The organism is Microbacterium sp. SCPM-O-B-15248 (M128) (assembly GCF_058214835.1).
Genome location: NZ_JBYQLI010000004.1, coordinates 1 through 22,409 on the forward strand (window position 1 = coordinate 1; position 22,409 = coordinate 22,409).

Sequence of the window (22,409 nt, forward strand, 5' to 3'; positions counted from 1 at the left end):
TCCACCCCAGGAGGCGATCACACCGACCACGTCGTCACCGACCTTGTTGGCCCGCACCTCTCCCGAGTTCGAGACGGACAAAGCGCCCGAACCGCGAGTGACGAATCGCACCGCGACATTGCTAGGGATTTCGCCCGTCGCACTGAACGTCACGGATGCGCTCGCGCCACTGCCCAGTTCCATTTTGGCAGGCACGCCGCCAACTGAAACGGCGGTCAGAGTGGTGGCGGGGAAGGTGTACCAATCGTCTGTCGGCGTCCGGGCGAACGCTTCGAACTCCCGTATCTCGATGGCCGTGGAGGCGGACAATCTCAGAAACCGCGCACTACTGACTCCGCTCACGGTGAAGATCTGGACATTCGCCGACGTCTTCCGGAGATCTGCGGATACGGACTGCCAAGACTGCCCGTCCGTCGACCATTCGAGCGTGTAAGCGTCTGACGAGGGTACAGCCCCCCACTGCACGACCAAGGAGGACGGTGAGACGGGGCCGGAGAAGTGCCAGGTGATCGCGGCACCGGACGCTGGCGCACTCCACGATGATGCGAGCTTGCCGTCGAACGTGAATGTGGGTGAACCTGCAGCGGTGGCGGTTGCGGTTGCAGCGCGGATGGTCAAATCAGTACGAGGGAAGAGGACCCGATACTTCGAGGTGGAGCAGCCGGAACCGGACACCACGAGGAGCGCGTTGCGGTTGTCTGCGGTGCCCTGCGACACCGAGACGCTCCCCTGCGCCGCAGTCGCGCTCACGGCTGGGGGTGCCGTCCCCACTGGCTGAGGCACCACATAAGAAGCGACAGCGGGATCGAAGCCGTCAATAGTGGCACCGTTGACGGCGAGGGAACTCAGGGTGCACGGAGTCGCGCTCGGCGGCACCCAGGTGCTGAGCGCAGCGCTCCCGCGGAGAGGGGGAGCGGCCTCCGCGCTGGACCCGAGAGGGAGTGGAGTGAGTTGGACGGCGATTGTCGCCGACCCGTCTACGGCCGCCGTGACCGCTAGTTTACGGACGCCAGAGTTTGCCTCTTGCGCCGGCTGCGGCGAGGTCGGCTGCGCGGTGGCCGCCATCGTTGTGAAGGTCCCCGCGCTGGCAGGCAAGAGCCGCGCGAGTAGCCTTTGGCCTCCCAACCAGAGCAGCGCCGATCGTCCATCTGAGGCAACGGAGATGTTCGCGGCGGTGTGCATGGACCACAGGACGTCGGTGTTCGATGAGGCGGAGAATTCGTCTTGGACGAGGAGCTCGGTTCGCCCATTGAACAACTGAACGCCGCGGCGCCACGAATACAGGTTCGAGGTGGCGTTTGTTAGATCGGCGACCGTCGTCGTCGAGTCGACCGACGACCACGAATTCACGAGGTTGCCGACAGTGCCCGAAGGCGGTTCGGCCAGCGAAGGGTGGGTCGATAGTGTGTTGTGCCCCTCGGGGGCGACGCGGTAGTACTGCCAGCGGGGCGCGGCGCTGCCTTCCGAAAGCAGATAGGAGGCCGGCTCTAGACCGAGGTCCATCGCCCACTCTTGACCGAGCGCCTGAAAATTGAAGTCTCCCACATCGAACTGCTGATGACTGGCTGAGGGCGTGCCGCTGTACTTGAAGGCAAAGAACGATGAGTCCGACTGAAAACCCCCGCGACCGGAGGCAATGCTCCCATCGAGAGAGGCGTCGAGCGGCGCTCGGGGCGGAGCCACGCCACCGAGCGTCGCTGGATCCCGCCACAAAAGCTGCTGCGGCGCGAAGCCGGTCGAATCGGACGTCGCTGCGAGTGCCACGAGCGAGGGGTCTTGGAGCGCGGCACCAAGGCCACTCAGCGCGCCGCCGATCTGGATGTCCTGGGCGCTGTCCGCATACCCATACGCCGCACCATTCGGACCCACGAGAGACTGAATGAATGCGCCCGTCCGAGGGAAGCCGCCCTCAGAGCTCAGGCCGTAGTCGGAACCCATGCTGCTGCGAAGGGTCGTGATCGCTGAACTCAGGAAACGCGTTGCGTACTCCCAATATGTCGGGCCCTCAGCGAAGCTGCCATCGGCGGAGTATGCCCTGATGCCGACACGAAGGCTTGGAACGGCTTTACTCAGGACCGTGTTGACGACCGTCGAGGTCGAGTCACCTGCCACAGCGGAGGCACCGATGATCATCGCCGAGTTCACGACGACGTTAATGTTGTCGGCGCGCAGCGACCAATTGCCCAGGAACTTGAACGGCGACGCTGATGTTGTTGAGTCATATACGCGCAACGACGGTGCGAGCCCCTTGTCAACGATTGCCGTCCGCATGGCGCTGCGCTGCTGGTCGGTCCACGCGCTATATCCCCAGTCGTAGGCGATGCTCACGGCCTGGGTCATTTCCGCGGTCACGAGAAAGTGGTCGGGGTACCAGTCGGCGAGAGCGGTGGCCGCGGAGATGTCGGAGGCGAGTCGATCCAGGAAGGAACGGTCATTGGTCAGCCGCCACGCCATCGCGAGCGTGGTGCTTCGACTCGACAATGTCCGCGCTGAGGCGAGCATCGAGCCCGCGTCGGATCTGTCGAAGGTGACGACAGCCGAAGACATCATCTGACCAGCGTCCTGCAGCGTGCGCGCGCGCAGGATGTTCGAGTAGGCATCCGTTCCGGGCTGGGAAGGGACGGCTTCGAAGCGCCCTGGTGTCGCTAGAACCCGCGGGTGCGGGGACGAAATGCTTGAGACCGTCGGGCTGGCTGGAGCCTCCGCACTAGCTGCCTGCGCGTGTACGAGCGTAGATACCACGAGAAGAAAGGCCACTGTAAGCGACCAGGATGCGAATTGTCTGCAGCGCAGCATGACCCTCTACCCTCAAGACTTCCTCAAGATTGCGACAGTGTCCGCGCAATATTGTGCCAAGTCCAGCTTCGGCGGAGGATCGGATGCCTCGCAAGAGGTTAGGGTTGGGAAATTTGTCATCCTGCGCAAAGTGGCCGATGGTGGCGCATCGCGGGGTGATGCTCCGCACGGAGGCGTCAACTACACGCAGGTAGGATGACCCGACGGGTGCGAGTGTGAGGAGCGTCGTGGAACTTGGGGTGTATTTGCGTGTCTTTCGCGCGCACTGGGTGGCCATCGTCGTCGCGACCATTGTGGGGGGAGCGCTCGCGTATGGGTGGGCGGTATTGCAGCCCAAGACCTACACGGCCGAGGCGAGCGGGTACGTGGCGGCAACCGTCGGTGGAAGCGATGCGGGCTCCGCACTCATCGGCGAGAATCTCGCCAAAGCAAAAGTCAAGTCGTACATCGACTTGGGGTCGTGGCGCGCCGTTGCGCAGCACGCTATTGATGAGTTGGGCCTCAAAGTCACTCCGGAGTATCTGGTCAATCGGGTGGCTGTCACCAACCCGCTGGATACCGTCAACATCAATGTGCGCGCCCAGGCGTCCACGCCCGAGGGTGCTCGCGACCTCGCTCAAGCATGGCTGGCCGGGATGGCCGTCGAGGTGCAGAATTTGGAGGGCGGATCATCCGGCGGCGGCGAGGTCGTCCGCCTCGTCGAGGGTGACTCGGCCCGGCTGCCGTCTTCCCCGAGCTACCCCAACGACCGCCTGTTCGCTGCGCTCGGTGTGGTCGCGGGGCTTGCCCTCGGCATAATCTACGCCGTAGCGCGCCACACCTTGGATCGACGTGTCCGTTCGGCTGAGACGGTTGAGAAGGAGACGGGGCGAGCCGTCGTGGGTATCTTGCCTCTCGAGAGGACATTCTCGAGTGCGTCCCGACTTCTTCCGGCCGGCGGCTCTCACGTCCCCCACGAGCTTTTTGCGATGAGCGAAGCGATGCGGGAACTGCGCACGAACATCCAATTCATGGATGTCGATCACCCTCCGCGCATCCTTGTCGTAACAAGCCCACTTCCCGGCGACGGGAAGTCAACGACGAGCGCGAACCTCGCCGTCACCCTCGCCGCAAGCGGACAGCCCGTCGTGCTTGTGGATGCGGACTTAAGGCGTCCGATGCTGGCGAATATCTTCGGCATCGTGGCAGACGTCGGTCTCACCGACGTCCTCGCGCGGCGCTCGACTTGGCGGGAGGTTTCGCAGCCCGCCCACACTCCGAATCTCACGGTCCTTGCCGCGGGACGGATACCTCCTAACCCGAGCGAACTCGTAGGGTCTGAACGGATGAATCTGCTGCTGCACGAACTCGCGGCAGAAGCGATCGTCATTTTGGATGCGCCGCCGCTCCTGCCAGTTACGGACGCCGCTGTGTTGTCCAGACAGGCCGACGGGGCGATCATTGTAGTGACGGCGGGGAAGACAACGTATGACCTTCTGAAGCGCGCGCTCGCGAACATCGAAAAGGTGGGCGGGCGCGCGCTGGGAGTTGTTCTCAACCGTGTTCCAAAGCGTGGCGGCGGATACTATGGCGGGCACTACGGGCGCGAGTACTACGCGTCCGCCGAAGTTCAGGCGGTCTCAGCCGTCCCGGCGGTGACCCCAGCAGCAGGTGACAACCCAGCAGACGGGCAAGGATTGCGGCGTCGCTCGCGCCGATCAGCATGACTCGCGCGGTGTAGCCCGTCCGCTAACGGCGAGCGGTCACGTCGCGCATTGCCTCCGTCAAGAAGAATGCTACTGATGCGACGGCGGGGATCAGCTGCGCGAAGGAGCGGCGGTAAGTGTCGTCAGATCGCCCGAAGGGATCGGTCACGTCGAGTTCGCGCTGATCTTCCACTGGGCCGACGGAACCGCGGAGCGCCGCGGCGCGCGCGACGGCGGCGCGCATCGAACTAGAGATGTCTAGCGGAGGAGCGTCTGCGTCGATCTGGTCGAACCCCCCGCCCCGGGTCAGGTCGGCGATCCGGGCAAGCTCGCGCAGCGTGAAAGTCCGCCGCACCGCGCCTGGAACAGCTTCCACGATTGCCCGCCGATGGTCCCGGGCCATCGCGAGGATCAAATCCGCTTCTCGGATCTGGTCCTCCGTGAGCTGACGAGCGCGGTGCTCACTAGCGTCCAGGCCGTACTCCCGACCCATCGTCAGCGTCGTGGGTGGAACGCCGCTTCCGACAAGCGCGTGAGAGCCGGCGCTCGCGACGAGGACTTCGGGAATGTTGCGTAGCGCAGCCGAAAGCTGCAATTCAGCCACGGGTGAACGGCAGACATTGCCGGTACACACCGTGAGGATCGAGAAGGTCACGACCGCTTCGCCGATTTGCCGGCCGCCCGGCTTTTCAAGCCGGAGTCTTCGTCGAGTGCTCCGGCATAGGAGTACTCGCCGTAGCCGTAGCTGTCCGGTCCTTTGGGGGGCATCATGGTGACGACCACACCAAAAATTCGGCTCCCGATGGTGTTCAGCTTTTCTACGGCGGCGGAGAGCTGCGGCTTTCGCGTCGATCCCGATGCAGCGACGAGGAGTGTTCCGTTCGCGAGGCGAGAGATAACCGCGGCGTCCGTGACTAGAAGTAGAGGCGGGGCGTCGATCAAGACATAGTCGAACGCCGTTGTGAGCGCCTCGATTGTGCGCCGCATAGCCTCACTGCCCAGCAGTTCCGCGGGGTTGGGGGGGATACGTCCCGAAGGCAGAATGTACAACTTATTCGTGCCCCACTGCTGGAGAACATCGGCGAGAGCCGCGCGGCCGATCAGCACATCTGTCAAACCCGCGCCACCCTCGAGACCCATGTACTCCGCAATTCGCGGAAGGCGAAGATCGCCATCGACGAGCGCAACCTTTGCGCCTGTCTCTGCCAGAGCCAGGGCCAGGTTAACGGTCGTCACGGACTTGCCCTCGCCGGGCCCAGCGCTCGACACGACGAAGGTGCGGGCAGCGCCATCCACTTCGACGAACTGAAGGTTTGTTCGGAGGCTACGGAACGCTTCGGCACCTGGGCTTCGGCGGTCAGATTCAACGATAAGTGGCCTCTTGGTAATACCAACGTCATAAGGGATGCCCCCCAAGACTGGGAGGTCTGTGACGGCCTCGATATCGTGACGCGAATGGATGCGGGTATCCAGGACCGAGCGGCCCACCGCGGCAATCACACCGAGGGCGAGGCCTGCGACAAGGCCAAGCGCGATTGTGAGCGGGAAATTGGGAGATGAGGCCGTCGTGGGCACAAGCGCCGGCTCGATCGTTTCGATTCTCACGAGACTTGCGGTCTCACCTTGGGGCCGCTCGAGGGTGTTCACGACGACATCCGAGAAGTTTGTGCCGACGGAATTGGCAATGGCGGCCGCCGTCGATGGGTCTGGATCGGAAACCGTCACCGAAATGATGACCGAGTTCAGCGGGGTGGATGCCGCGACGGCGGAGCGAAGATGATCTGGCGTCGTGTCCAGTCGCAACTGGTCGATCACTCGCTCGAGCACGATCGAGCTGTTTACGACGTCGACAAAGCTCACGACCGCCTGACGGGCGAATGACGTTCCCTGGGCCAGTTCGCTGATCCCCGCTGCATCGGAGCGCGCGGACACATACAGCTTCGTCGTGGCCTCATAGCGGGGCGTCTGCAGAAACGAGACGCCGACCGCAAGGCCCCCGCCTACCAATGTGGCGACGAGAAGAAGTACCCAGTTCCTATGCAGGATCTGGAGGTAATCGCGCAGTTCCAACCTTCATCCGTTCGCTCGTAGGGGGTGCGAAGAGTTCGGTTTCAGCGTTACTGCACGTCGACCTCTCCTCGTCATCGAAAGCGTCTGCGCACAGCCTATGTCCAGATGTGCATTTGACACGGACGCGTCGATCGGATCGCAACGGCTCAACGGGTGAATCGGCGGGTGAAGTGCCGCCACTTGGCCGCCGCGTGCGCTTGCATGAGGGCACGCTGGCACCCGAAGCCGGCGCCGCGGTCCGTGCCCCGAAACACCCGCCGCGATCTTCGTGTTGCGTGAAACGAGCGTCAATTGTCGACGACACAGCACGGGCTCTCGCCGTCGGCGACCCCGCTGGGAAGTGTGCACCTGAGGGTGTACAACGAGCCGCGTCCGGCGGTTCCCGCCTTCGATGCGCGCGAGGGAGAGGCCTGGCTGGTGATCTCCCTGGACCGCCCCCCGTCGGCACAGGGCGGTGTCCACGAGCAGCGGGGGTGCCTCGCGCTCGTGGTGTCCGATCCCGCGGCGATGCCGTCGCTGCTGCCCGCGCGCTGTCACCTGACGGTGACGTTCCCCGCCGATGTGCTGCAGGGGATCGGCCTCGAGGACGTGGGTGCGCTCGCCCTGGACGTGGGATCCGCACTCTTCTGGCCATTCCTGACCTTCGCCTGGGCGTGCGCGACGGGGGAGAGCCGGCAGACCGGACTGACGCTGTACTACACCGAGCGACTCCTGCAGGAGATGGTCGCGGGAATCGTGGTCGCCTCGCTCCGGGGCGACCGTGCGCGGAGCACGGACCAGGGATACGCGGCGGCGTTGTCGATCATCGCCGCTCGTGTCGGCGACCCGGATCTGACGCCGGCTACCGTCGCGGCCGAACTGAACACGTCCCTGCGTTCGCTTCAGCGTCAGTTCGCTTCTCACGCGACGACGATGGATCGCAGCATCCGCAAGGCCCGCGTCGCGTACGCGGTCTCGTTGCTGGAGGACGCCATGTACCGCTCATTGACGATCGAGCGGATCGCCCACGTCTGCGGACTCGCGAACGGTTCGAGCCTGGCTCGCGCCTTCGCGTCCGAGGGGCTCGCGGCTCCGACGGCCGTTCGTTCGGCGGCGGCCGGCCGTCGCTGAGACCCCAACTCGCGTTCACCCCAAAGCGACACATCTCATACGCATCGCGACGGATCGCCTGCATCCCCGCAAATTCAACCTTACAGGCGGTGAATATCACCTGAACCGCACTCGGTACCCGAAGCCGAATGCACTACCGAACCTGAGGGGGCTCCATGAGCACCGAAACCAGTCAGCCGGGGCGCGACGGTTCCATCAGCCGTCGCACCGTCATCAAGACCGCCGCCTGGGCGGCACCGGTCATCGCCGTCGCTGTCGCCGCACCGCTCGCGTCGGCCAGCACGACCGGACCCGAGCCCGTTCAGCCGGGGTCGGCCACGACCCTCGACGGGGGAACGTCGATCTCGACCTACCGCGGGGGCAACCCGAACGAGATCCGGATCAACCAGTCGACCTCGGGCTTCGGCTTCTTCATCTTCGACGAGAACGGCGATGAGTACCCCGACGGCACCTACGTCGCGTCGACCCCGACGATCACCGTCACGTGGAACGGGGCCGGCGACTACACGCCCATCCTCCGCGACCTCCGCGGCTGGACCCAGTCCGGGGGCTCGCTGGCTGCGGGCACCTCGGGATCGATCACCTTCCTCTACTCGGGTCAGCTGCTCAACGGCGCGTCCAACCGGGTCCCAGCCCCGTATGTCGTCCTGCGCCCGACGACCGGCAACGCGCTCGGATCCACCCGCGCGACCGTGGAGGCCGCCGCCGTCAACTTCGACACGATCGACAGCTCCGTCACCATCTGACCGAGTTCGCCGGGGAGCGTCGCACCGAGGGGTGCGGCGCTCCTTCGCGTGTGACCGGTCCTCGGACCCGGGCCGCCGACATCTCGCACTTCCGCTCCGGCGCGCGGGACAGCACAATGAACCCCAGGCCGGCAGCGATGCCGGGATCCGAGACGAAGGGGAGACGCACATGGGAGTCGACGACATCATCAACAAGGGCAAGCAGCTGCTCGATCAGAACCGCGACAAGATCGAGGAGGCCCTCAAGAGCGAGAAGGCCGAGGAGGTCAGCGACAAGGTCCTCGACGGCGCCGCGGACGCGATCAAGAAGGTCGTCCCGGCTGAGCACCACGCCAAGGTCGACGAGGTGCGCGAGAACGTCGACAAGAACGTCGGCAACGCCTGAGTCCACCGCATCTTCACGGCGCCGTTCCCGGGAATCGGGGGCGGCGCTGTCGCGTTCTCGGTTGGGGGCTGAGGATATGCCGCACGCGACACGCCCGGGTTTGCGACACGCCCGAGTGGCCCGTAGACTATCCAGGTTCCACATTCCGGCGTGCGCCCGACGCGCGCCAGGATCACTGTCAGGGCAGTGCACAGGCGGCGCGTGAGCGCAGGGTCCTGGGCCGCGGGCAGCAGAACACACACCGAACCCCTCTTCCTTCGCGGGATTCGCACGCGTGCGTGCGAGGGGTGGGCCGGATGCCATGGCATCCGGTTTGACAGCTGAACAGCGGTGCAGCATCTCTCGCGCAAGCGAGGGGAAGTGCCAGGGCGCGAGAGCGCCACCGTGCGTCCGATGCCCTAGGTCGGGTAAGACGCGAGAAAGAGAGTGAGCAGACAATGGCGGGACAGAAGATCCGCATTCGCCTGAAGTCGTACGACCACGCCGGACTGGACTCGTCCGCGCGCAAGATCGTCGACACCGTGACCCGTGCCGGCGCCACCGTGGTGGGCCCGGTTCCCCTGCCGACCGAGAAGAACGTCGTGTGCGTCATCCGGTCGCCCCACAAGTACAAGGACAGCCGCGAGCACTTCGAGATGCGCACCCACAAGCGCCTGATCGACATCATCGACCCGACGCCCAAGGCCGTCGACTCGCTGATGCGCCTCGACCTCCCGGCCGATGTCAACATCGAGATCAAGCTCTGAGGTTCGACATGGCTGACATCAACTCCAAGATCTCCAAGGGCCTCCTCGGCACCAAGCTCGGCATGACCCAGGTGTGGGACGAGAACGGCAAGCTCGTTCCCGTCACCGTCATCGAGGTTGCGCCCAACGTCGTGACCCAGCTCCGCTCGATCGAGAAGGACGGCTACAACGCCGTTCAGATCGGCTACGGCCAGATCGACCCCCGCAAGGTGAACAAGCCCCTGACGGCTCACTTCGAGGCCGCGGGCGTCACCCCGCGTCGCCACCTCACCGAGGTTCGTACCGCGGATGCCGCGGACTACTCGCTCGGTCAGGAACTCACCGTCAACGGCCTGTTCGAGGCCGGCCAGCTGGTCGACGTCGTCGGCACCAGCAAGGGCAAGGGCACCGCCGGTGTCATGAAGCGCCACAACTTCAAGGGTGTCTCCGCTTCGCACGGTGCACACCGCAACCACCGCAAGCCCGGTTCGATCGGCGCCTCGTCGACCCCGAGCCGCGTCTTCAAGGGCATGCGCATGGCCGGCCGTATGGGTGGCGAGCGCGTGACCGTCCTCAACCTCACGGTGCACGCCGTCGACGCCGAGAAGGGTCTGCTGCTCGTCAAGGGCGCCGTCCCCGGTGCTCGTGGCCGCATCGTCTACGTCCGCAACGCAGTGAAGGGTGCCTGATCTCATGGCTGACTCGACTCTCGCGCTCGACGTTCGCAAGGCCGACGGCAAGAAGGCCGGCTCCGTGGAGCTGCCCGCCTCGATCTTCGACGTCAAGACGAACATCCCGCTGATCCACCAGGTCGTCGTCGCCCAGCGCGCCGCCGCCCGTCAGGGCACGCACTCGACCAAGCGTCGTGGCGAGGTCTCCGGTGCCGGTCGCAAGCCCTTCAAGCAGAAGGGCACGGGTAACGCCCGTCAGGGTTCGATCCGCGCGCCGCACATGACCGGTGGTGGCATCGTCCACGGCCCCAAGCCCCGTGACTACGGCCAGCGCACCCCCAAGAAGATGATCGCCGCCGCCCTCCTGGGCGCGCTGAGCGACCGTGCTCGTGGCGAGCGTCTCCACGTCGTGGAGTCCTTCGGCATCGAGGGTGCCCCGTCGACCAAGGCCGCTGCCGCGGTCCTGAACGGGTTCGGCGCCGTCAAGAACGTCCTCGTCGTGATCGACCGTGACGACGAGCTGACCGTCAAGAGCGTGCGCAACCTCGCGTACGTCCACGTGCTGACCTACGGCCAGCTGAACGCCTACGACGTGCTCGTCTCCGACGACATCGTCTTCACCAAGGCCGCCTACGACGCGTTCGTCGCGTCGAAGTCCGGCGCCACCGAGGAGGTCTCGGCATGACCACCGTCAACAAGGACCCGCGCGACATCATCCTGAAGCCGGTCGTCTCCGAGAAGAGCTACTCGCTCATCGACGAGGGCAAGTACACGTTCCTCGTGGACCCCCGCGCCTCCAAGACCGAGATCAAGCTCGCGATCGAGAAGATCTTCGGCGTCAAGGTGGCTTCGGTCAACACGATCAACCGCGTGGGCAAGGCCCGCCGGACCCGCTTCGGCATCGGCAAGCGCAAGGACACCAAGCGCGCGATCGTCAGCCTCAAGTCGGGCACCATCGACATCTTCACGGCAGTCGGCTGACGGTCGGGATAGAGGACAAGAACAATGGCTATTCGCAAGTACAAGCCCACGACGCCCGGTCGCCGCGGCTCGTCGGTGGCCGACTTCGCCGAGATCACCCGATCGACGCCTGAGAAGTCGCTGCTGCGCCCGCTGTCGAAGACCGGTGGCCGCAACAACCAGGGCCGCATCACCACCCGTCACATCGGTGGTGGACACAAGCGCCAGTACCGTCTGATCGACTTCCGTCGTAACGACAAGGACGGCATCGACGCCAAGGTCGCTCACATCGAGTACGACCCCAACCGCACCGCGCGCATCGCGCTCCTGCACTACGTGGACGGCGAGAAGCGCTACATCCTCGCGCCGAACAAGCTGTCGCAGGGCGACGTCGTCGAGTCCGGTGCCGGCGCCGACATCAAGCCCGGCAACAACCTGCCGCTGCGCAACATCCCCACCGGTACCGTGATCCACGCGATCGAGCTGCGTCCCGGTGGCGGTGCGAAGATGGCCCGTTCGGCCGGCGCCTCGGTGCGCCTGGTCGCCAAGGACGGCCCCTACGCGCAGCTGCGTCTGCCCTCGGGCGAGATCCGCAACGTCGACGTGCGCTGCCGCGCCACGATCGGCGAGGTCGGCAACGCCGAGCAGTCCAACATCAACTGGGGCAAGGCCGGCCGCAAGCGCTGGAAGGGCGTCCGCCCGACCGTGCGTGGTGTCGCCATGAACCCGGTCGACCACCCGCACGGTGGTGGTGAGGGCAAGACGTCCGGTGGTCGTCACCCCGTTTCGCCGTGGGGTAAGGCCGAGGGCCGCACCCGCCACGCGAACAAGGAAAGCGACAAGCTGATCGTCCGCCGTCGCACCGCCGGCAAGAAGCGTAAGTAGGAGTAGAGGAAGATGCCTCGCAGCCTTAAGAAGGGCCCCTTCGTCGACGAGCACCTGCTTCGCAAGGTCGTCTCGCAGAACGAAGCCGGCACCAAGAACGTCATCAAGACCTGGTCGCGCCGTTCGATGATCATCCCCGCCATGCTGGGACACACCATCGCCGTGCACGACGGTCGCAAGCACATCCCCGTGTTCGTGACCGAGACCATGGTCGGCCACAAGCTGGGCGAGTTCTCGCCCACCCGCACCTTCCGCGGCCACGTGAAGGACGACAAGAAGGGCCGCCGCCGCTGACGCGGGGGCGTAAGAGGAGAGAGAAATGGTGGAGTCCATCGCACGCGTGCGACACATCCGCGTGACCCCTCAGAAGGCTCGTCGTGTCGTCGCTCTCATCAAGGGGAAGCAGGCCGAAGAGGCCCTCGCCATCCTGAAGTTCGCGCCGCAGGGCGCGAGCGAGCCGATCTACAAGCTCGTCGCCTCGGCGATCGCGAACGCTCGCGTCACCGCCGACAAGACGAACGAGTACCTGGATGACGCCGACCTGTACGTGAAGAACGCGTACGTCGACGAGGGCACGACGCTCAAGCGTTTCCAGCCCCGCGCTCAGGGTCGCGCCTTCCAGATCAAGAAGCGCACGAGCCACATCACGGTCGTGCTCGCGACGCCGGAAGACGCTGCTGCGGCCCCGGCTCGCGCCAACAAGAAGGCGAGCAAGTAATGGGACAGAAGGTCAACCCGTACGGCTTCCGCCTCGGCATCACCACCGACCACGTGTCGCGGTGGTTCTCCGACTCGACGAAGCCCGGACAGCGCTACGCCGACTACCTCGCCGAGGACATCAAGATCCGTCGCCTGCTGACCACCTCGCTCGACCGCGCGGGCGTCAGCAACATCGAGATCGAGCGCACGCGTGACCGCGTCCGCGTCGACATCCACACCGCCCGCCCGGGCATCGTGATCGGTCGCCGCGGCGCCGAGGCCGAGCGCATCCGTGCCGACCTCGAGAAGCTCACGGGCAAGCAGATCCAGCTCAACATCCTCGAGGTCAAGAACCCCGAGGCCGACGCGCAGCTCGTCGCCCAGGGCGTCGCCGAGCAGCTCTCCGCCCGCGTGGCCTTCCGCCGCGCGATGCGCAAGGGCCTGCAGGGCGCGCAGCGTGCCGGTGCCAAGGGTGTCCGGATCCAGGTGTCGGGTCGCCTCGGCGGCGCCGAGATGAGCCGCTCCGAGTTCTACCGCGAAGGCCGTGTGCCCCTGCACACCCTGCGCGCGAACATCGACTACGGCTTCTACGAGGCCAAGACGACCTTCGGCCGCATCGGTGTGAAGGTCTGGATCTACAAGGGCGACCTCACCAACAAGGAGCTCGCCCGCGAGCAGGCCAACGCCCCGAAGTCGCGCGGTCGTGACGACCGCGGTGGCGACCGTCGTCGTGGCCCTCGCAACGAGGCCCCCGTGGCAGAAGGAGCGTCGGCGTAATGCTCATCCCCCGCAAGGTCAAGTACCGCAAGCAGCACCACCCGGGCCGTTCGGGCCAGGCCACCGGTGGCACCCAGGTGTCGTTCGGTGAGTTCGGCATCCAGGCGCTCACCCCCGCTTACGTGACCAACCGTCAGATCGAGTCCGCTCGTATCGCGATGACGCGTCACATCAAGCGTGGCGGAAAGGTGTGGATCAACATCTACCCCGACCGTCCCCTCACCAAGAAGCCGGCCGAAACCCGCATGGGCTCCGGTAAGGGCTCGCCCGAGTGGTGGGTTGCGAACGTCAAGCCGGGTCGCGTCCTCTTCGAGGTCGCCGGTGTCAACGAGGAACTCGCTCGTGAAGCACTGACCCGTGCCATCCACAAGCTGCCGCTCAAGGCACGCATCATCAAGCGCGAGGAGGGCGACGCGTAATGGCGATCGGCACCAAGCAGCTCGCTCCGAGCGAGCTCGACACGTTCGAAGACCAGCGCCTCGTCGAGGAGCTGCGTAAGGCCAAGGAAGAGCTGTTCAACCTGCGCTTCCAGTCGGCCACCGGCCAGCTCGAGAGCCACGGCCGCATCCGTGCGGTCAAGCGCGACATCGCGCGTCTCTACACGGTGATCCGCGAGCGCGAGCTCGGCATCCGTGCGACGCCGGCCCCGGTCGAGGCGACCAAGGCGAAGAAGACCAAGGCGAAGAAGGCGGATGCCGCCGACGACGCCGTGAAGGAAGAGGCGGAGTAATGGCTACCGCGAAGAAGGCAGAGGCCGAGGCGCAGGTCGTCGGTCACGAGCACGCCGCCAACGATGTGCGCGACGAGAACGCCCGCGGTTACCGCAAGGCGCGTCGCGGCTACGTCGTGAGCGACAAGATGGACAAGACGATCGTCGTCGAGGTCGAGGACCGCGTGAAGCACCCGCTCTACGGCAAGGTCATCCGCCGCACGTCGAAGGTCAAGGCCCACGACGAGACGAACTCGGCCGGCATCGGCGACCTGGTCGTGATCAACGAGACCCGTCCGCTCAGCGCCACCAAGCGCTGGCGCCTGGTCGAGATCCTCGAGAAGGCCAAGTAAGCCTCGCGGCTGCTTGGAACCCAAGGAGTAACAAGTGATTCAGAACGAATCCCGGCTGAAGGTCGCCGACAACACCGGCGCCAAGGAGCTGCTGACCATCCGCGTGCTCGGTGGATCGAACCGCCGGTACGCGGGCCTGGGCGACGTCATCGTCGCCACGGTCAAGGACGCCATCCCCGGTGGAAACGTCAAGAAGGGCGACGTGGTCAAGGCCGTCGTCGTCCGTGTGGTCAAGCAGACCCGTCGTCCCGACGGCTCTTACATCAAGTTCGACGAGAACGCCGCCGTGATCCTGAAGAACGACGGGGAGCCCCGCGGCACCCGTATCTTCGGACCGGTCGGTCGTGAGCTTCGCGACAAGAAGTTCATGAAGATCGTCTCGCTCGCCCCGGAGGTCATTTGATCATGGCGAAGATCAAGAAGGGCGACCTGGTTCAGGTCATCTCGGGCGCCAAGCCCGAGCGCGGCGGAGACCGCGGCAAGCAGGGTAAGGTCCTCGAGGTCCTCACCGAGCAGAACCGCGTCATCGTCGAGGGCGTGAACTACGTCACGAAGCACAACCGCGTGGGCCAGTCCCAGCGCGGCACCAAGACCGGCGGCATCGAGACGTTCGAGGCCCCGATCCACATCTCCAACGTCGCGCTCGTCGACCCCTCGACCAAGAAGCCGACCCGCGTCGGCCACCGCGTCGAGGAGCAGGTGAAGGACGGCGTCAAGCGCACCGTCCGCGTGCGCTTCGCGAAGAAGTCAGGCAAGGACCTCTGAGAATGAGCACTGTGACTGCCGCGGAGACTGGCAAGATCCAGCCCCGCCTGAAGCAGAAGTACAACACCGAGATCAAGAAGGCTCTGCAGGAGGAGTTCGGCTACCCGAACGTCATGCAGATTCCCGGCCTGGTCAAGGTCGTCGTGAACACCGGTGTCGGCGAGGCCGCTCGTGACAGCAAGGTGATCGATGGTGCGGTCGACGACCTCACCAAGATCACCGGCCAGAAGCCGATCGTGACGAAGGCCCGCAAGTCCATCGCGCAGTTCAAGCTGCGTGAGGGCCAGGCCATCGGCGCGCACGTCACGCTCCGTGGCGACCGCGCGTGGGAGTTCGTCGACCGCCTGGTCAACCTCGCTCTGCCCCGTATCCGCGACTTCCGCGGCCTCTCGGCCAAGCAGTTCGACGGCAACGGCAACTACACCTTCGGTCTCCAGGAGCAGTCCGTGTTCCACGAGATCGATCAGGACCGCATCGACCGCGTGCGTGGTTTCGACATCACGATCGTCACCACCGCCAAGACCGACGACGAGGGCCGTTCGCTGCTGCGCCAGCTCGGCTTCCCGTTCCAGTCGGCGGACGCTCAGGCCTGAGCCCCCGGGCCCCCGGGATCCCGGGGGCCTCTCATCGAAGGTCGCCTGTCGTGTAACGGCAGTCGAAACCTCATGATCGAAAGAAGCACCACATGACGATGACAGACCCGGTCGCAGACATGCTGACCCGTCTGCGCAACGCGAACTCGGCGCACCACGACTCCGTGTCGCTGCCGAGCTCGAAGCTCAAGACCCACATCGCCGCGATCCTCAAGCAGGAGGGGTACATCGCCGACTGGTCCGTTTCGGACGCTCGCGTCGGCCAGACCCTCACCATGACGCTGAAGTACGGCCCGAACCGCGAGCGGTCGATCGCCGGCATCAAGCGCGTCTCGAAGCCCGGCCTCCGCGTGTACGCGAAGTCCACCGAGGTCCCCACGGTCCTCGGCGGCCTGGGCGTGGCCATCCTGTCCACCTCCTCCGGTCTCCTCACCGACCGTCAGGCCGAGCAGAAGGGCGTCGGCGGGGAAGTCCTCGCCTACGTGTGGTGATCTGACATGTCGCGTATTGGACGTCTTCCCATCGACATCCCCGCCGGTGTCACCGTTTCGGTGAACGGCCGGGAGGTCGCCGTCAAGGGACCCAAGGGCGAGCTCACGCTCACCGTGGCATCCCCCCTCGAGGTGTCGGTCGACGAGAACCAGGTTCTCGTCACCCGCCCCGACGACGAGCGCGAGTCGCGGTCGCTTCACGGCCTGACCCGCACGCTCATCAACAACAACATCATCGGTGTCACCCAGGGCTACACCAAGGGCCTCGAGGTCGTCGGTACGGGTTACCGCGTGGCGCAGAAGGGCAGCTCGGTCGAGTTCGCCCTCGGGTTCTCGCACCCCGTCCTCGTCGACCCGCCGGCGGGCATCACCCTCACGGTCGAAGGCAACAACAAGCTGACCGTGAGCGGCATCGACAAGCAGGCCGTCGGCGAGGCCGCCGCCAACATCCGCAAGATCCGCAAGCCCGAGCCGTACAAGGGCAAGGGTGTGCGGTACGCGGGCGAGGTCGTGCGCCGCAAGGCCGGAAAGAGTGGTAAGTAGCCATGGCTCTCAAGACAAAGTCCGCTGCCCGCGCGCGTCGTCACGCTTGCCTTCGCAAGAAGGTCGTGGGTACCGAAGTCCGTCCCCGTCTCGTTGTGACGCGTTCGGCCCGCCACGTCTTCGTGCAGCTGGTCGACGACAGCAAGGGTCACACCGTGGCCTCGGCGTCGACCCTCGAGGTCGACCTGCGTTCGTTCGACGGTGACAAGACCGCCAAGGCACGCAAGGTCGGCGAGCTCGTCGCCGAGCGTGCCAAGGCCGCCGGTTTCTCGGACGTCGTGTTCGACCGCGGTGGCAACCGTTACGCCGGTCGTGTCGCCGCGATCGCCGAAGGCGCCCGTGAAGGAGGCCTGAACCTGTGAGTGACAACAAGGAGACCGAAGTGACCGACCAGACGGCGCCGGCCGAGGGTGCAGCTGCGACGCAGGCGCCCGCCGAGCGTGAGCGCGAGCCGCGTCGCGGTGGTCGCGAGCGCAACACCAACCAGCGCGACCGTGGTTCGCGCGACCGCAACGAGAGCCAGTTCCTCGAGCGCGTCGTGACGATCAACCGTGTCTCGAAGGTCGTCAAGGGCGGTCGTCGCTTCAGCTTCACGGCGCTCGTCGTCGTGGGCGATGGCAACGGTGTCGTGGGTGTCGGCTACGGCAAGGCCCGCGAAGTCCCCCTCGCCATCTCGAAGGGTGTCGAAGAGGCCAAGCGCAACTTCTTCCGCGTCCCGCGTTCGGGTTCGACCATCCCGCACCCCGTTCAGGGTGAGGCTGCCGCCGGTGTGGTGCTCCTGCGCCCCGCCGCCGCCGGTACCGGTGTTATCGCCGGTGGTCCCGTCCGCGCCGTGCTCGAGTGCGCCGGCATCCACGACGTCCTGTCGAAGTCGCTCGGTTCGTCGAACACGATCAACATCGTGCACGCGACCGTCGAGGCGCTGAAGTCGCTCGAGGAGCCCCGCGCCGTGGCAGCCCGCCGCGGTCTGGAGTTCGACCAGGTCGCCCCGGCCCGCCTCGTGCGCGCCGAGGCCGCCGCTCAGAAGGTAGGTGCCTGATGGCCGAGCGTCTGAAGGTCACGCAGATCAAGTCCAAGGTGAGCGAGAAGCAGAACCAGCGTGACACGCTGCGCTCGCTCGGTCTGAAGCGGATCGGCGACTCGGTCGTCCGCCCCGACGACGCGCAGACGCGCGGTTACGTCAAGACCGTCGCCCACCTCGTCAAGGTTGAGGAGATCGACTAATGGCTGACAAGAAGGACGAGACCGCCACGGTCGACGCCCCGAAGAAGGCTCCGGCCCGTAAGACGGCCGCCAAGAAGGATGCCGCTCCTGCGGCGCGCCCCGGCGTGCTGAAGGTCCACCACCTGCGTCCGGTCCCCGGCGCCCACACCGCGAAGACCCGTGTCGGTCGCGGTGAGGGATCCAAGGGTAAGACCGCCGGTCGTGGCACCAAGGGCACCAAGGCCCGCTACCAGGTGAAGGTCGGCTTCGAGGGTGGGCAGATGCCCCTGCACATGCGCACCCCGAAGCTCCGCGGCTTCAAGAACCCGTTCCGGGTCGAGTACCAGGTCGTCAACCTCGACAAGCTGGGCGAGCTCTACCCGCAGGGCGGCGACGTCACCGTCGTCGACCTGGTGGCCAAGGGTGCCGTGCGCAAGAACGAGAAGGTCAAGGTGCTCGGCACCGGCGACATCTCGGTCGCGCTCAACGTCTCGGTCGACAAGGTCTCCGGCTCGGCTGAGCAGAAGATCGTCGCCGCAGGCGGCACCGTCAACTGACGTCACACCCGAGGAGGGGCCGGCGGCCGTATGGCCGTCGGCCCCTTCTGGGTTAGTCTGATTCCGTGTGCGCCTCGGTGCGCGCCGAGATCTTTCTGGAGGAATCCCCTTGTTCAGCGCCATCGCGCGGGTTTTTCGCACGCCTGACCTGAGGCGGAAGATCGCCTTCACGCTGGGCATCATCGCCATCTACCGGCTGGGTGCTCACGTGCCGACGCCCTTCGTCGACTTCCCGAACGTCCAGCGTTGTCTCGCGCAGTCGGGGAGCACCGAAGGCCTGCTGTCGTTGGTCAACTTGTTCTCGGGCGGCGCGCTCCTTCAGCTGTCGATCTTCGCGCTGGGAGTCATGCCGTACATCACGGCCACGATCATCGTGCAGCTCCTGCGCGTGGTCATCCCGCACTTCGAGACGCTGTACAAAGAGGGCCAGGCCGGCCAGGCCAAGCTCACGCAGTACACGCGGTACCTGACGATCGCGCTGGCGCTGCTGCAGTCCACGACGCTGATCACGGTGGCGCGGTCGGGCCAGCTGCTCGGCACGGGCGGGGCTCCCGAGTGCCAGCAGCTGCTCACCAACGACATCTGGTGGGCCCAGCTGCTCATGATCATCACGATGACCGCCGGTACCGGCCTGGTCATGTGGTTCGCCGAGCTGGTCACCGAGCGTGGCGTCGGCAACGGCATGTCGATCTTGATCTTCACCTCGATCGCCGCGACCTTCCCCGCCGCGATGCTCTCGATCCTCAACTCGCGCGGCGTCGAGGTCTTCCTCCTCGTCCTGGCGGTGGGCATCGTCGTGGTCGCGCTCGTGGTGTTCGTCGAGCAGTCCCAGCGGCGCATCCCGGTGCAGTACGCCAAGCGCATGGTCGGGCGTCGCACCTACGGTGGGACCAACACCTACATCCCCATCAAGGTCAACATGGCCGGTGTGGTGCCGGTGATCTTCGCGTCGTCGCTGCTGTACATCCCCGCGCTGATCGCGCAGTTCAACCAGCCGCAGGCGGGCCAGGAGCCGGCCGGATGGGTGACGTGGATCTCGCAGTACCTCACGCGCGGTGACCACCCGCTCTACATGCTGGTGTACTTCCTGCTGATCGTCGGCTTCACGTACTTCTACGTCGCGATCACCTTCAACCCGGTCGACGTCGCCGACAACATGAAGAAGTACGGCGGCTTCATTCCCGGCATCCGGGCCGGTCGTCCGACCGCGGAGTACCTCGACTACGTGCTCACGCGCATCACGCTTCCCGGATCCATCTACCTCGGCCTCATCGCCTTGCTGCCTCTCGTGGCGCTCGCGACGGTCGGTGCCAACCAGAACTTCCCGTTCGGCGGCGCGTCGATCCTCATCATCGTCGGCGTCGGCCTCGAGACGGTGAAGCAGATCGACGCGCAACTCCAGCAGCGTCACTACGAGGGGCTGCTGCGATGACCGCGCGTCTTCTGATCGTCGGACCCCAGGGCTCGGGCAAGGGGACGCAGGGCGTCCGTGTCGGTGAAGCGCTGGGCGTCCCCGTCGTCTCGACCGGCGACGTGTTCCGCGCGAACGTGTCGCAGGGAACCGATCTGGGGCGTCAGGTGAAGTCGATCATCGACGCGGGGGACCTCGTGCCCGACGAGCTGACGAGTGCGGTCGTCCGCGACCGCCTGTCGCAGGCCGACGCGGCGGAGGGTTTCCTGCTCGACGGCTACCCGCGCAACCTCGCGCAGGTCATGCACCTGGACGAGTTCCTTGAGGGTCGCGACGAGAAGCTGGATGCCGTCATCGCGCTGGTCGTCCCCCGTGAGGAGTCCCTGGCCCGGCTGACGGCTCGCGCCACCGAGCAGGGTCGTGCGGACGACACCGAGGAAGCGATCGCCACGCGCCTGGGAATCTACGAGCGCGAGACGGCGCCGATCCTCAGTGTCTACGGCACGCGCGGCATCGTCGACGAGATCGACGGCGTCGGCGGGCTCGACGAGATCACCGCGCGGATCTTCGCCGCTCTCGAGGCACGCGGTCTGCGACCGGCGCGCTGACGTGGTGCTGCGCTCCTCGATCTACAAGAAGCCCGCGCAGCTGCGCGCGATGGTGGAGCCGGGTCTCATCACGGCCGCCGCGCTGGACGCGGTCCGCGAACTGATCGCGCCGGGTGTCACCACTCTGCAGCTCGACGCGGCCGCCGCGCGCGTCATCACGGACCGCGGCGCGAAGTCGAACTTCCAGATGGTGCGCGGATACCGCCACACGATCTGCGCCTCCGTGAACGAGCAAGTGGTGCACGGCATCCCGAACGATCGTCCGCTCCAGGCGGGGGACCTGCTCTCCATCGACGCGGGAGCGGAATTCCGAGGCTGGAACGGCGACTCGGCCTTCACCGTCGTGGTCCCCGGAGACGCGCCCGAAGAGGTCGTGGGGCCGCGACGGACGCTGTCCGAGGTCACCGAGGGGTCCCTGTGGGCGGGCATCGCCGCTCTGAGCCGTGCGTCCCACCTGGGCGAGGTGAGCGCGGCGATCGAGGAGTACATCGACACCCACGCTCCGGCCGGGGGATACGGCATCCTGCGCGACTATGTCGGTCACGGCATCGGTCGCAAGATGCACGAGTCGCCGAGCGTCTTCAACTACCGGGTGCCCGACCGGGGCGCCGAGGTGCGGGCAGGACTGGCTGTGGCCATCGAGCCGATGGTCGTGATCGGAGATCAGGAGACCCAGGTCGAGGACGACGGTTGGACGGTGTCCACGATCGACGGCACGGCCGGCTCCCATTGGGAACATAGCGTCGCCGTGCACGATGGAGGCGTCTGGGTCCTCACCGCTCCCGACGGCGGTGCAGAGAAGCTGGCACCCTTCGGTGTGGTGCCGAAGGAGATCGACTGATGATGGCTACTGCTCGCAAATCGACGAACTGGTTCGCGATCGGGGTGACCGCGGCGGCCGTCGTCGTGGTCCTCGTGATCGCGGGCGTGGTGTGGTTCGCCAACAACCAGGCGACCTCGCCCGGGACCGTACCCGAGTCGTCGGCGGTGAATGCCGACACCGGCGCGATCTCGGTCGGCTCGGGGAACCAGACCGTGGACACGTACGTCGACTTCATGTGCCCGGTGTGCAACTCGTTCGAGCAGGCCTACGGCCCGACGCTCCAGCAGCTCGCGGACGGTGGCACCATCACGCTGAACATCCACCCCATCGCGATCCTCGATGCGCAGTCGCAGGGAACCCAGTATTCGACGCGGGCCGCCGGTGCGGCGTACTGCGTCGCCGTGGACGACGCGGCGAACGTCCCCGCCTTCGTGAAGGCGCTGTACGCGCAGCAGCCCAAGGAGGGCACCTCCGGTCTCGACGACGCGACCCTCGCCACGATCGCGAAGGACGCCGGCGCCTCGGATGCCGTGACCTCCTGCATCCAGGACGGCACCTACGCGAAGTTCGTCACGGCGATGACGAAGAAGACGCCGTCGCAGACGGGGTCAGGTATCTCCACGCCGACGATCGCGATCAACGGTCAGGTTCTCGTGAACCAGAAGGACCTCACGGGCGACCCCCAGAAGGACATCGTCGGGCGTCTGAACGGCTGAACACGGCGGCAAGTTGCCGCATTGCGTTCTACCACGTATGCTTGATCTTTGGTGCGTTGCGCCTTCATTGGCGTGTCGCAGCACCAAACCCCCATCCACCGCAGACCGGCCGGTCTGCAACGAGCGTG

At 65.9% G+C, this 22,409-nt stretch carries 31 protein-coding genes; 28 read left to right on the plus strand and 3 right to left on the minus strand.

Translation table 11 applies throughout. From position 1 onward, the window contains the following. The coding region (locus AC3E6M_RS08205; RefSeq protein WP_490529646.1) for a heparinase II/III domain-containing protein at positions 1–2,550 on the minus strand (2,550 nt) is incomplete at its 3' end. Positions 2,551–3,023: 473 nt separating this feature from the next. Here AC3E6M_RS08205 and AC3E6M_RS08210 point away from each other — a divergent pair. Further along, entirely contained in the window at positions 3,024–4,502 is a 1,479-nt protein-coding gene (locus AC3E6M_RS08210; RefSeq protein ID WP_171024264.1) for a tyrosine-protein kinase domain-containing protein, read from the plus strand. Positions 4,503–4,524: 22 nt separating this feature from the next. Here the strand turns inward: AC3E6M_RS08210 and AC3E6M_RS08215 are convergent, their stop codons facing one another. Together AC3E6M_RS08215 and AC3E6M_RS08220 are read right to left on the minus strand one after the other, a co-directional pair. Next, entirely contained in the window at positions 4,525–5,136 is a 612-nt protein-coding gene (locus AC3E6M_RS08215; RefSeq protein ID WP_252370947.1) for an arsenate reductase/protein-tyrosine-phosphatase family protein, read from the minus strand. Next, complete coding sequence (locus tag AC3E6M_RS08220) at positions 5,133–6,551, minus strand: tyrosine-protein kinase domain-containing protein (protein ID WP_138174690.1); 1,419 nt, start codon at positions 6,549–6,551, stop codon at positions 5,133–5,135. The genes AC3E6M_RS08215 and AC3E6M_RS08220 overlap by 4 nt, the downstream gene beginning before the upstream one ends. 291 nt (positions 6,552–6,842) lie before the next feature. On the opposite strand from AC3E6M_RS08220, the gene AC3E6M_RS08225 reads away from it, so the two are divergent. The 27 genes from AC3E6M_RS08225 to AC3E6M_RS08355 all read left to right on the plus strand — a co-directional run bounded on the left by AC3E6M_RS08225 (position 6,843) and on the right by AC3E6M_RS08355 (position 22,281). Beyond that, positions 6,843–7,661 (plus strand): helix-turn-helix domain-containing protein, encoded by an 819-nt coding sequence (locus AC3E6M_RS08225; protein ID WP_138174688.1) that lies wholly within the window; start codon positions 6,843–6,845, stop codon positions 7,659–7,661. 155 nt (positions 7,662–7,816) lie between these two features. Beyond that, positions 7,817–8,407 carry a hypothetical protein gene (locus tag AC3E6M_RS08230; RefSeq protein ID WP_138174686.1) on the plus strand — a complete coding sequence of 197 codons (591 nt, stop codon included), beginning with the start codon at positions 7,817–7,819 and terminating at the stop codon, positions 8,405–8,407. Positions 8,408–8,576: 169 nt separating this feature from the next. Continuing rightward, positions 8,577–8,792, plus strand: a complete 216-nt coding sequence (locus tag AC3E6M_RS08235) for an Rv0909 family putative TA system antitoxin (RefSeq protein WP_138174684.1) — start codon at positions 8,577–8,579, stop codon at positions 8,790–8,792. A 437-nt stretch (positions 8,793–9,229) separates the two neighbouring features. Next, positions 9,230–9,538 (plus strand): 30S ribosomal protein S10, encoded by a 309-nt coding sequence (gene rpsJ, locus AC3E6M_RS08240; protein WP_013584016.1) that lies wholly within the window; start codon positions 9,230–9,232, stop codon positions 9,536–9,538. 8 nt (positions 9,539–9,546) lie between these two features. Next, the gene (gene rplC / locus AC3E6M_RS08245) at positions 9,547–10,206 is read left to right on the plus strand and encodes a 50S ribosomal protein L3 (RefSeq protein WP_138174682.1); all 660 of its coding nucleotides are present in this window, start codon (positions 9,547–9,549) and stop codon (positions 10,204–10,206) included. Between the two features lie 4 nt (positions 10,207–10,210). Continuing rightward, on the plus strand, positions 10,211–10,873 hold the full coding sequence (gene rplD, locus AC3E6M_RS08250) for a 50S ribosomal protein L4 (protein ID WP_138174680.1): 663 nt from the start codon (positions 10,211–10,213) through the stop codon (positions 10,871–10,873). After that, on the plus strand, positions 10,870–11,169 hold the full coding sequence (gene rplW / locus AC3E6M_RS08255) for a 50S ribosomal protein L23 (RefSeq protein WP_134125041.1): 300 nt from the start codon (positions 10,870–10,872) through the stop codon (positions 11,167–11,169). Before rplD ends, rplW begins: the two co-directional genes overlap by 4 nt. Positions 11,170–11,193: 24 nt before the next feature. Beyond that, positions 11,194–12,033: a 50S ribosomal protein L2 gene (rplB, locus tag AC3E6M_RS08260; protein WP_138174677.1), complete on the plus strand. Its 840-nt coding sequence runs from the start codon at positions 11,194–11,196 to the stop codon at positions 12,031–12,033. Between the two features lie 12 nt (positions 12,034–12,045). Then, on the plus strand, positions 12,046–12,327 hold the full coding sequence (gene rpsS / locus AC3E6M_RS08265; RefSeq protein ID WP_022878257.1) for a 30S ribosomal protein S19: 282 nt from the start codon (positions 12,046–12,048) through the stop codon (positions 12,325–12,327). Positions 12,328–12,352: 25 nt separating this feature from the next. Next, positions 12,353–12,751 carry a 50S ribosomal protein L22 gene (gene rplV, locus AC3E6M_RS08270; protein ID WP_058623970.1) on the plus strand — a complete coding sequence of 133 codons (399 nt, stop codon included), beginning with the start codon at positions 12,353–12,355 and terminating at the stop codon, positions 12,749–12,751. Further along, positions 12,751–13,509 carry a 30S ribosomal protein S3 gene (gene rpsC, locus AC3E6M_RS08275; RefSeq protein WP_058230882.1) on the plus strand — a complete coding sequence of 253 codons (759 nt, stop codon included), beginning with the start codon at positions 12,751–12,753 and terminating at the stop codon, positions 13,507–13,509. The genes rplV and rpsC overlap by 1 nt, the downstream gene beginning before the upstream one ends. Next, positions 13,509–13,928: a 50S ribosomal protein L16 gene (rplP, locus tag AC3E6M_RS08280; RefSeq protein ID WP_077049577.1), complete on the plus strand. Its 420-nt coding sequence runs from the start codon at positions 13,509–13,511 to the stop codon at positions 13,926–13,928. Before rpsC ends, rplP begins: the two co-directional genes overlap by 1 nt. Then, positions 13,928–14,239 (plus strand): 50S ribosomal protein L29, encoded by a 312-nt coding sequence (gene rpmC, locus AC3E6M_RS08285; protein ID WP_138174675.1) that lies wholly within the window; start codon positions 13,928–13,930, stop codon positions 14,237–14,239. Before rplP ends, rpmC begins: the two co-directional genes overlap by 1 nt. After that, positions 14,239–14,571: a 30S ribosomal protein S17 gene (gene rpsQ / locus AC3E6M_RS08290; protein WP_134125036.1), complete on the plus strand. Its 333-nt coding sequence runs from the start codon at positions 14,239–14,241 to the stop codon at positions 14,569–14,571. The genes rpmC and rpsQ overlap by 1 nt, the downstream gene beginning before the upstream one ends. Positions 14,572–14,605: 34 nt before the next feature. Then, entirely contained in the window at positions 14,606–14,974 is a 369-nt protein-coding gene (gene rplN / locus AC3E6M_RS08295) for a 50S ribosomal protein L14 (RefSeq protein WP_013584005.1), read from the plus strand. A 2-nt stretch (positions 14,975–14,976) separates the two neighbouring features. Beyond that, complete coding sequence (gene rplX / locus AC3E6M_RS08300) at positions 14,977–15,336, plus strand: 50S ribosomal protein L24 (RefSeq protein WP_094736303.1); 360 nt, start codon at positions 14,977–14,979, stop codon at positions 15,334–15,336. Positions 15,337–15,338: 2 nt separating this feature from the next. Beyond that, entirely contained in the window at positions 15,339–15,929 is a 591-nt protein-coding gene (rplE, locus tag AC3E6M_RS08305; RefSeq protein ID WP_138174673.1) for a 50S ribosomal protein L5, read from the plus strand. Positions 15,930–16,021: 92 nt separating this feature from the next. Then, positions 16,022–16,420 carry a 30S ribosomal protein S8 gene (gene rpsH / locus AC3E6M_RS08310; RefSeq protein ID WP_138174671.1) on the plus strand — a complete coding sequence of 133 codons (399 nt, stop codon included), beginning with the start codon at positions 16,022–16,024 and terminating at the stop codon, positions 16,418–16,420. Between the two features lie 6 nt (positions 16,421–16,426). Then, positions 16,427–16,963 carry a 50S ribosomal protein L6 gene (gene rplF / locus AC3E6M_RS08315; RefSeq protein WP_138174669.1) on the plus strand — a complete coding sequence of 179 codons (537 nt, stop codon included), beginning with the start codon at positions 16,427–16,429 and terminating at the stop codon, positions 16,961–16,963. Positions 16,964–16,965: 2 nt separating this feature from the next. Beyond that, the gene (gene rplR / locus AC3E6M_RS08320; protein ID WP_490529648.1) at positions 16,966–17,325 is read left to right on the plus strand and encodes a 50S ribosomal protein L18; all 360 of its coding nucleotides are present in this window, start codon (positions 16,966–16,968) and stop codon (positions 17,323–17,325) included. Then, positions 17,322–18,002, plus strand: a complete 681-nt coding sequence (gene rpsE / locus AC3E6M_RS08325) for a 30S ribosomal protein S5 (protein ID WP_171024263.1) — start codon at positions 17,322–17,324, stop codon at positions 18,000–18,002. The genes rplR and rpsE overlap by 4 nt, the downstream gene beginning before the upstream one ends. Beyond that, the gene (rpmD, locus tag AC3E6M_RS08330; RefSeq protein WP_013583998.1) at positions 18,002–18,187 is read left to right on the plus strand and encodes a 50S ribosomal protein L30; all 186 of its coding nucleotides are present in this window, start codon (positions 18,002–18,004) and stop codon (positions 18,185–18,187) included. Before rpsE ends, rpmD begins: the two co-directional genes overlap by 1 nt. Next, on the plus strand, positions 18,187–18,723 hold the full coding sequence (rplO, locus tag AC3E6M_RS08335) for a 50S ribosomal protein L15 (protein ID WP_138174664.1): 537 nt from the start codon (positions 18,187–18,189) through the stop codon (positions 18,721–18,723). Before rpmD ends, rplO begins: the two co-directional genes overlap by 1 nt. A gap of 109 nt (positions 18,724–18,832) precedes the next feature. Then, on the plus strand, positions 18,833–20,155 hold the full coding sequence (gene secY / locus AC3E6M_RS08340; protein WP_138174662.1) for a preprotein translocase subunit SecY: 1,323 nt from the start codon (positions 18,833–18,835) through the stop codon (positions 20,153–20,155). Beyond that, positions 20,152–20,742, plus strand: coding sequence for an adenylate kinase (locus tag AC3E6M_RS08345; protein WP_138174660.1), 591 nt, complete (start codon positions 20,152–20,154; stop codon positions 20,740–20,742). The genes secY and AC3E6M_RS08345 overlap by 4 nt, the downstream gene beginning before the upstream one ends. A 1-nt stretch (position 20,743) precedes the next feature. Further along, positions 20,744–21,583 carry a type I methionyl aminopeptidase gene (gene map / locus AC3E6M_RS08350; RefSeq protein ID WP_138174658.1) on the plus strand — a complete coding sequence of 280 codons (840 nt, stop codon included), beginning with the start codon at positions 20,744–20,746 and terminating at the stop codon, positions 21,581–21,583. Next, complete coding sequence (locus tag AC3E6M_RS08355) at positions 21,583–22,281, plus strand: DsbA family protein (protein WP_138174656.1); 699 nt, start codon at positions 21,583–21,585, stop codon at positions 22,279–22,281. The genes map and AC3E6M_RS08355 overlap by 1 nt, the downstream gene beginning before the upstream one ends. The last annotated feature ends 128 nt before the right edge of the window (positions 22,282–22,409 follow it).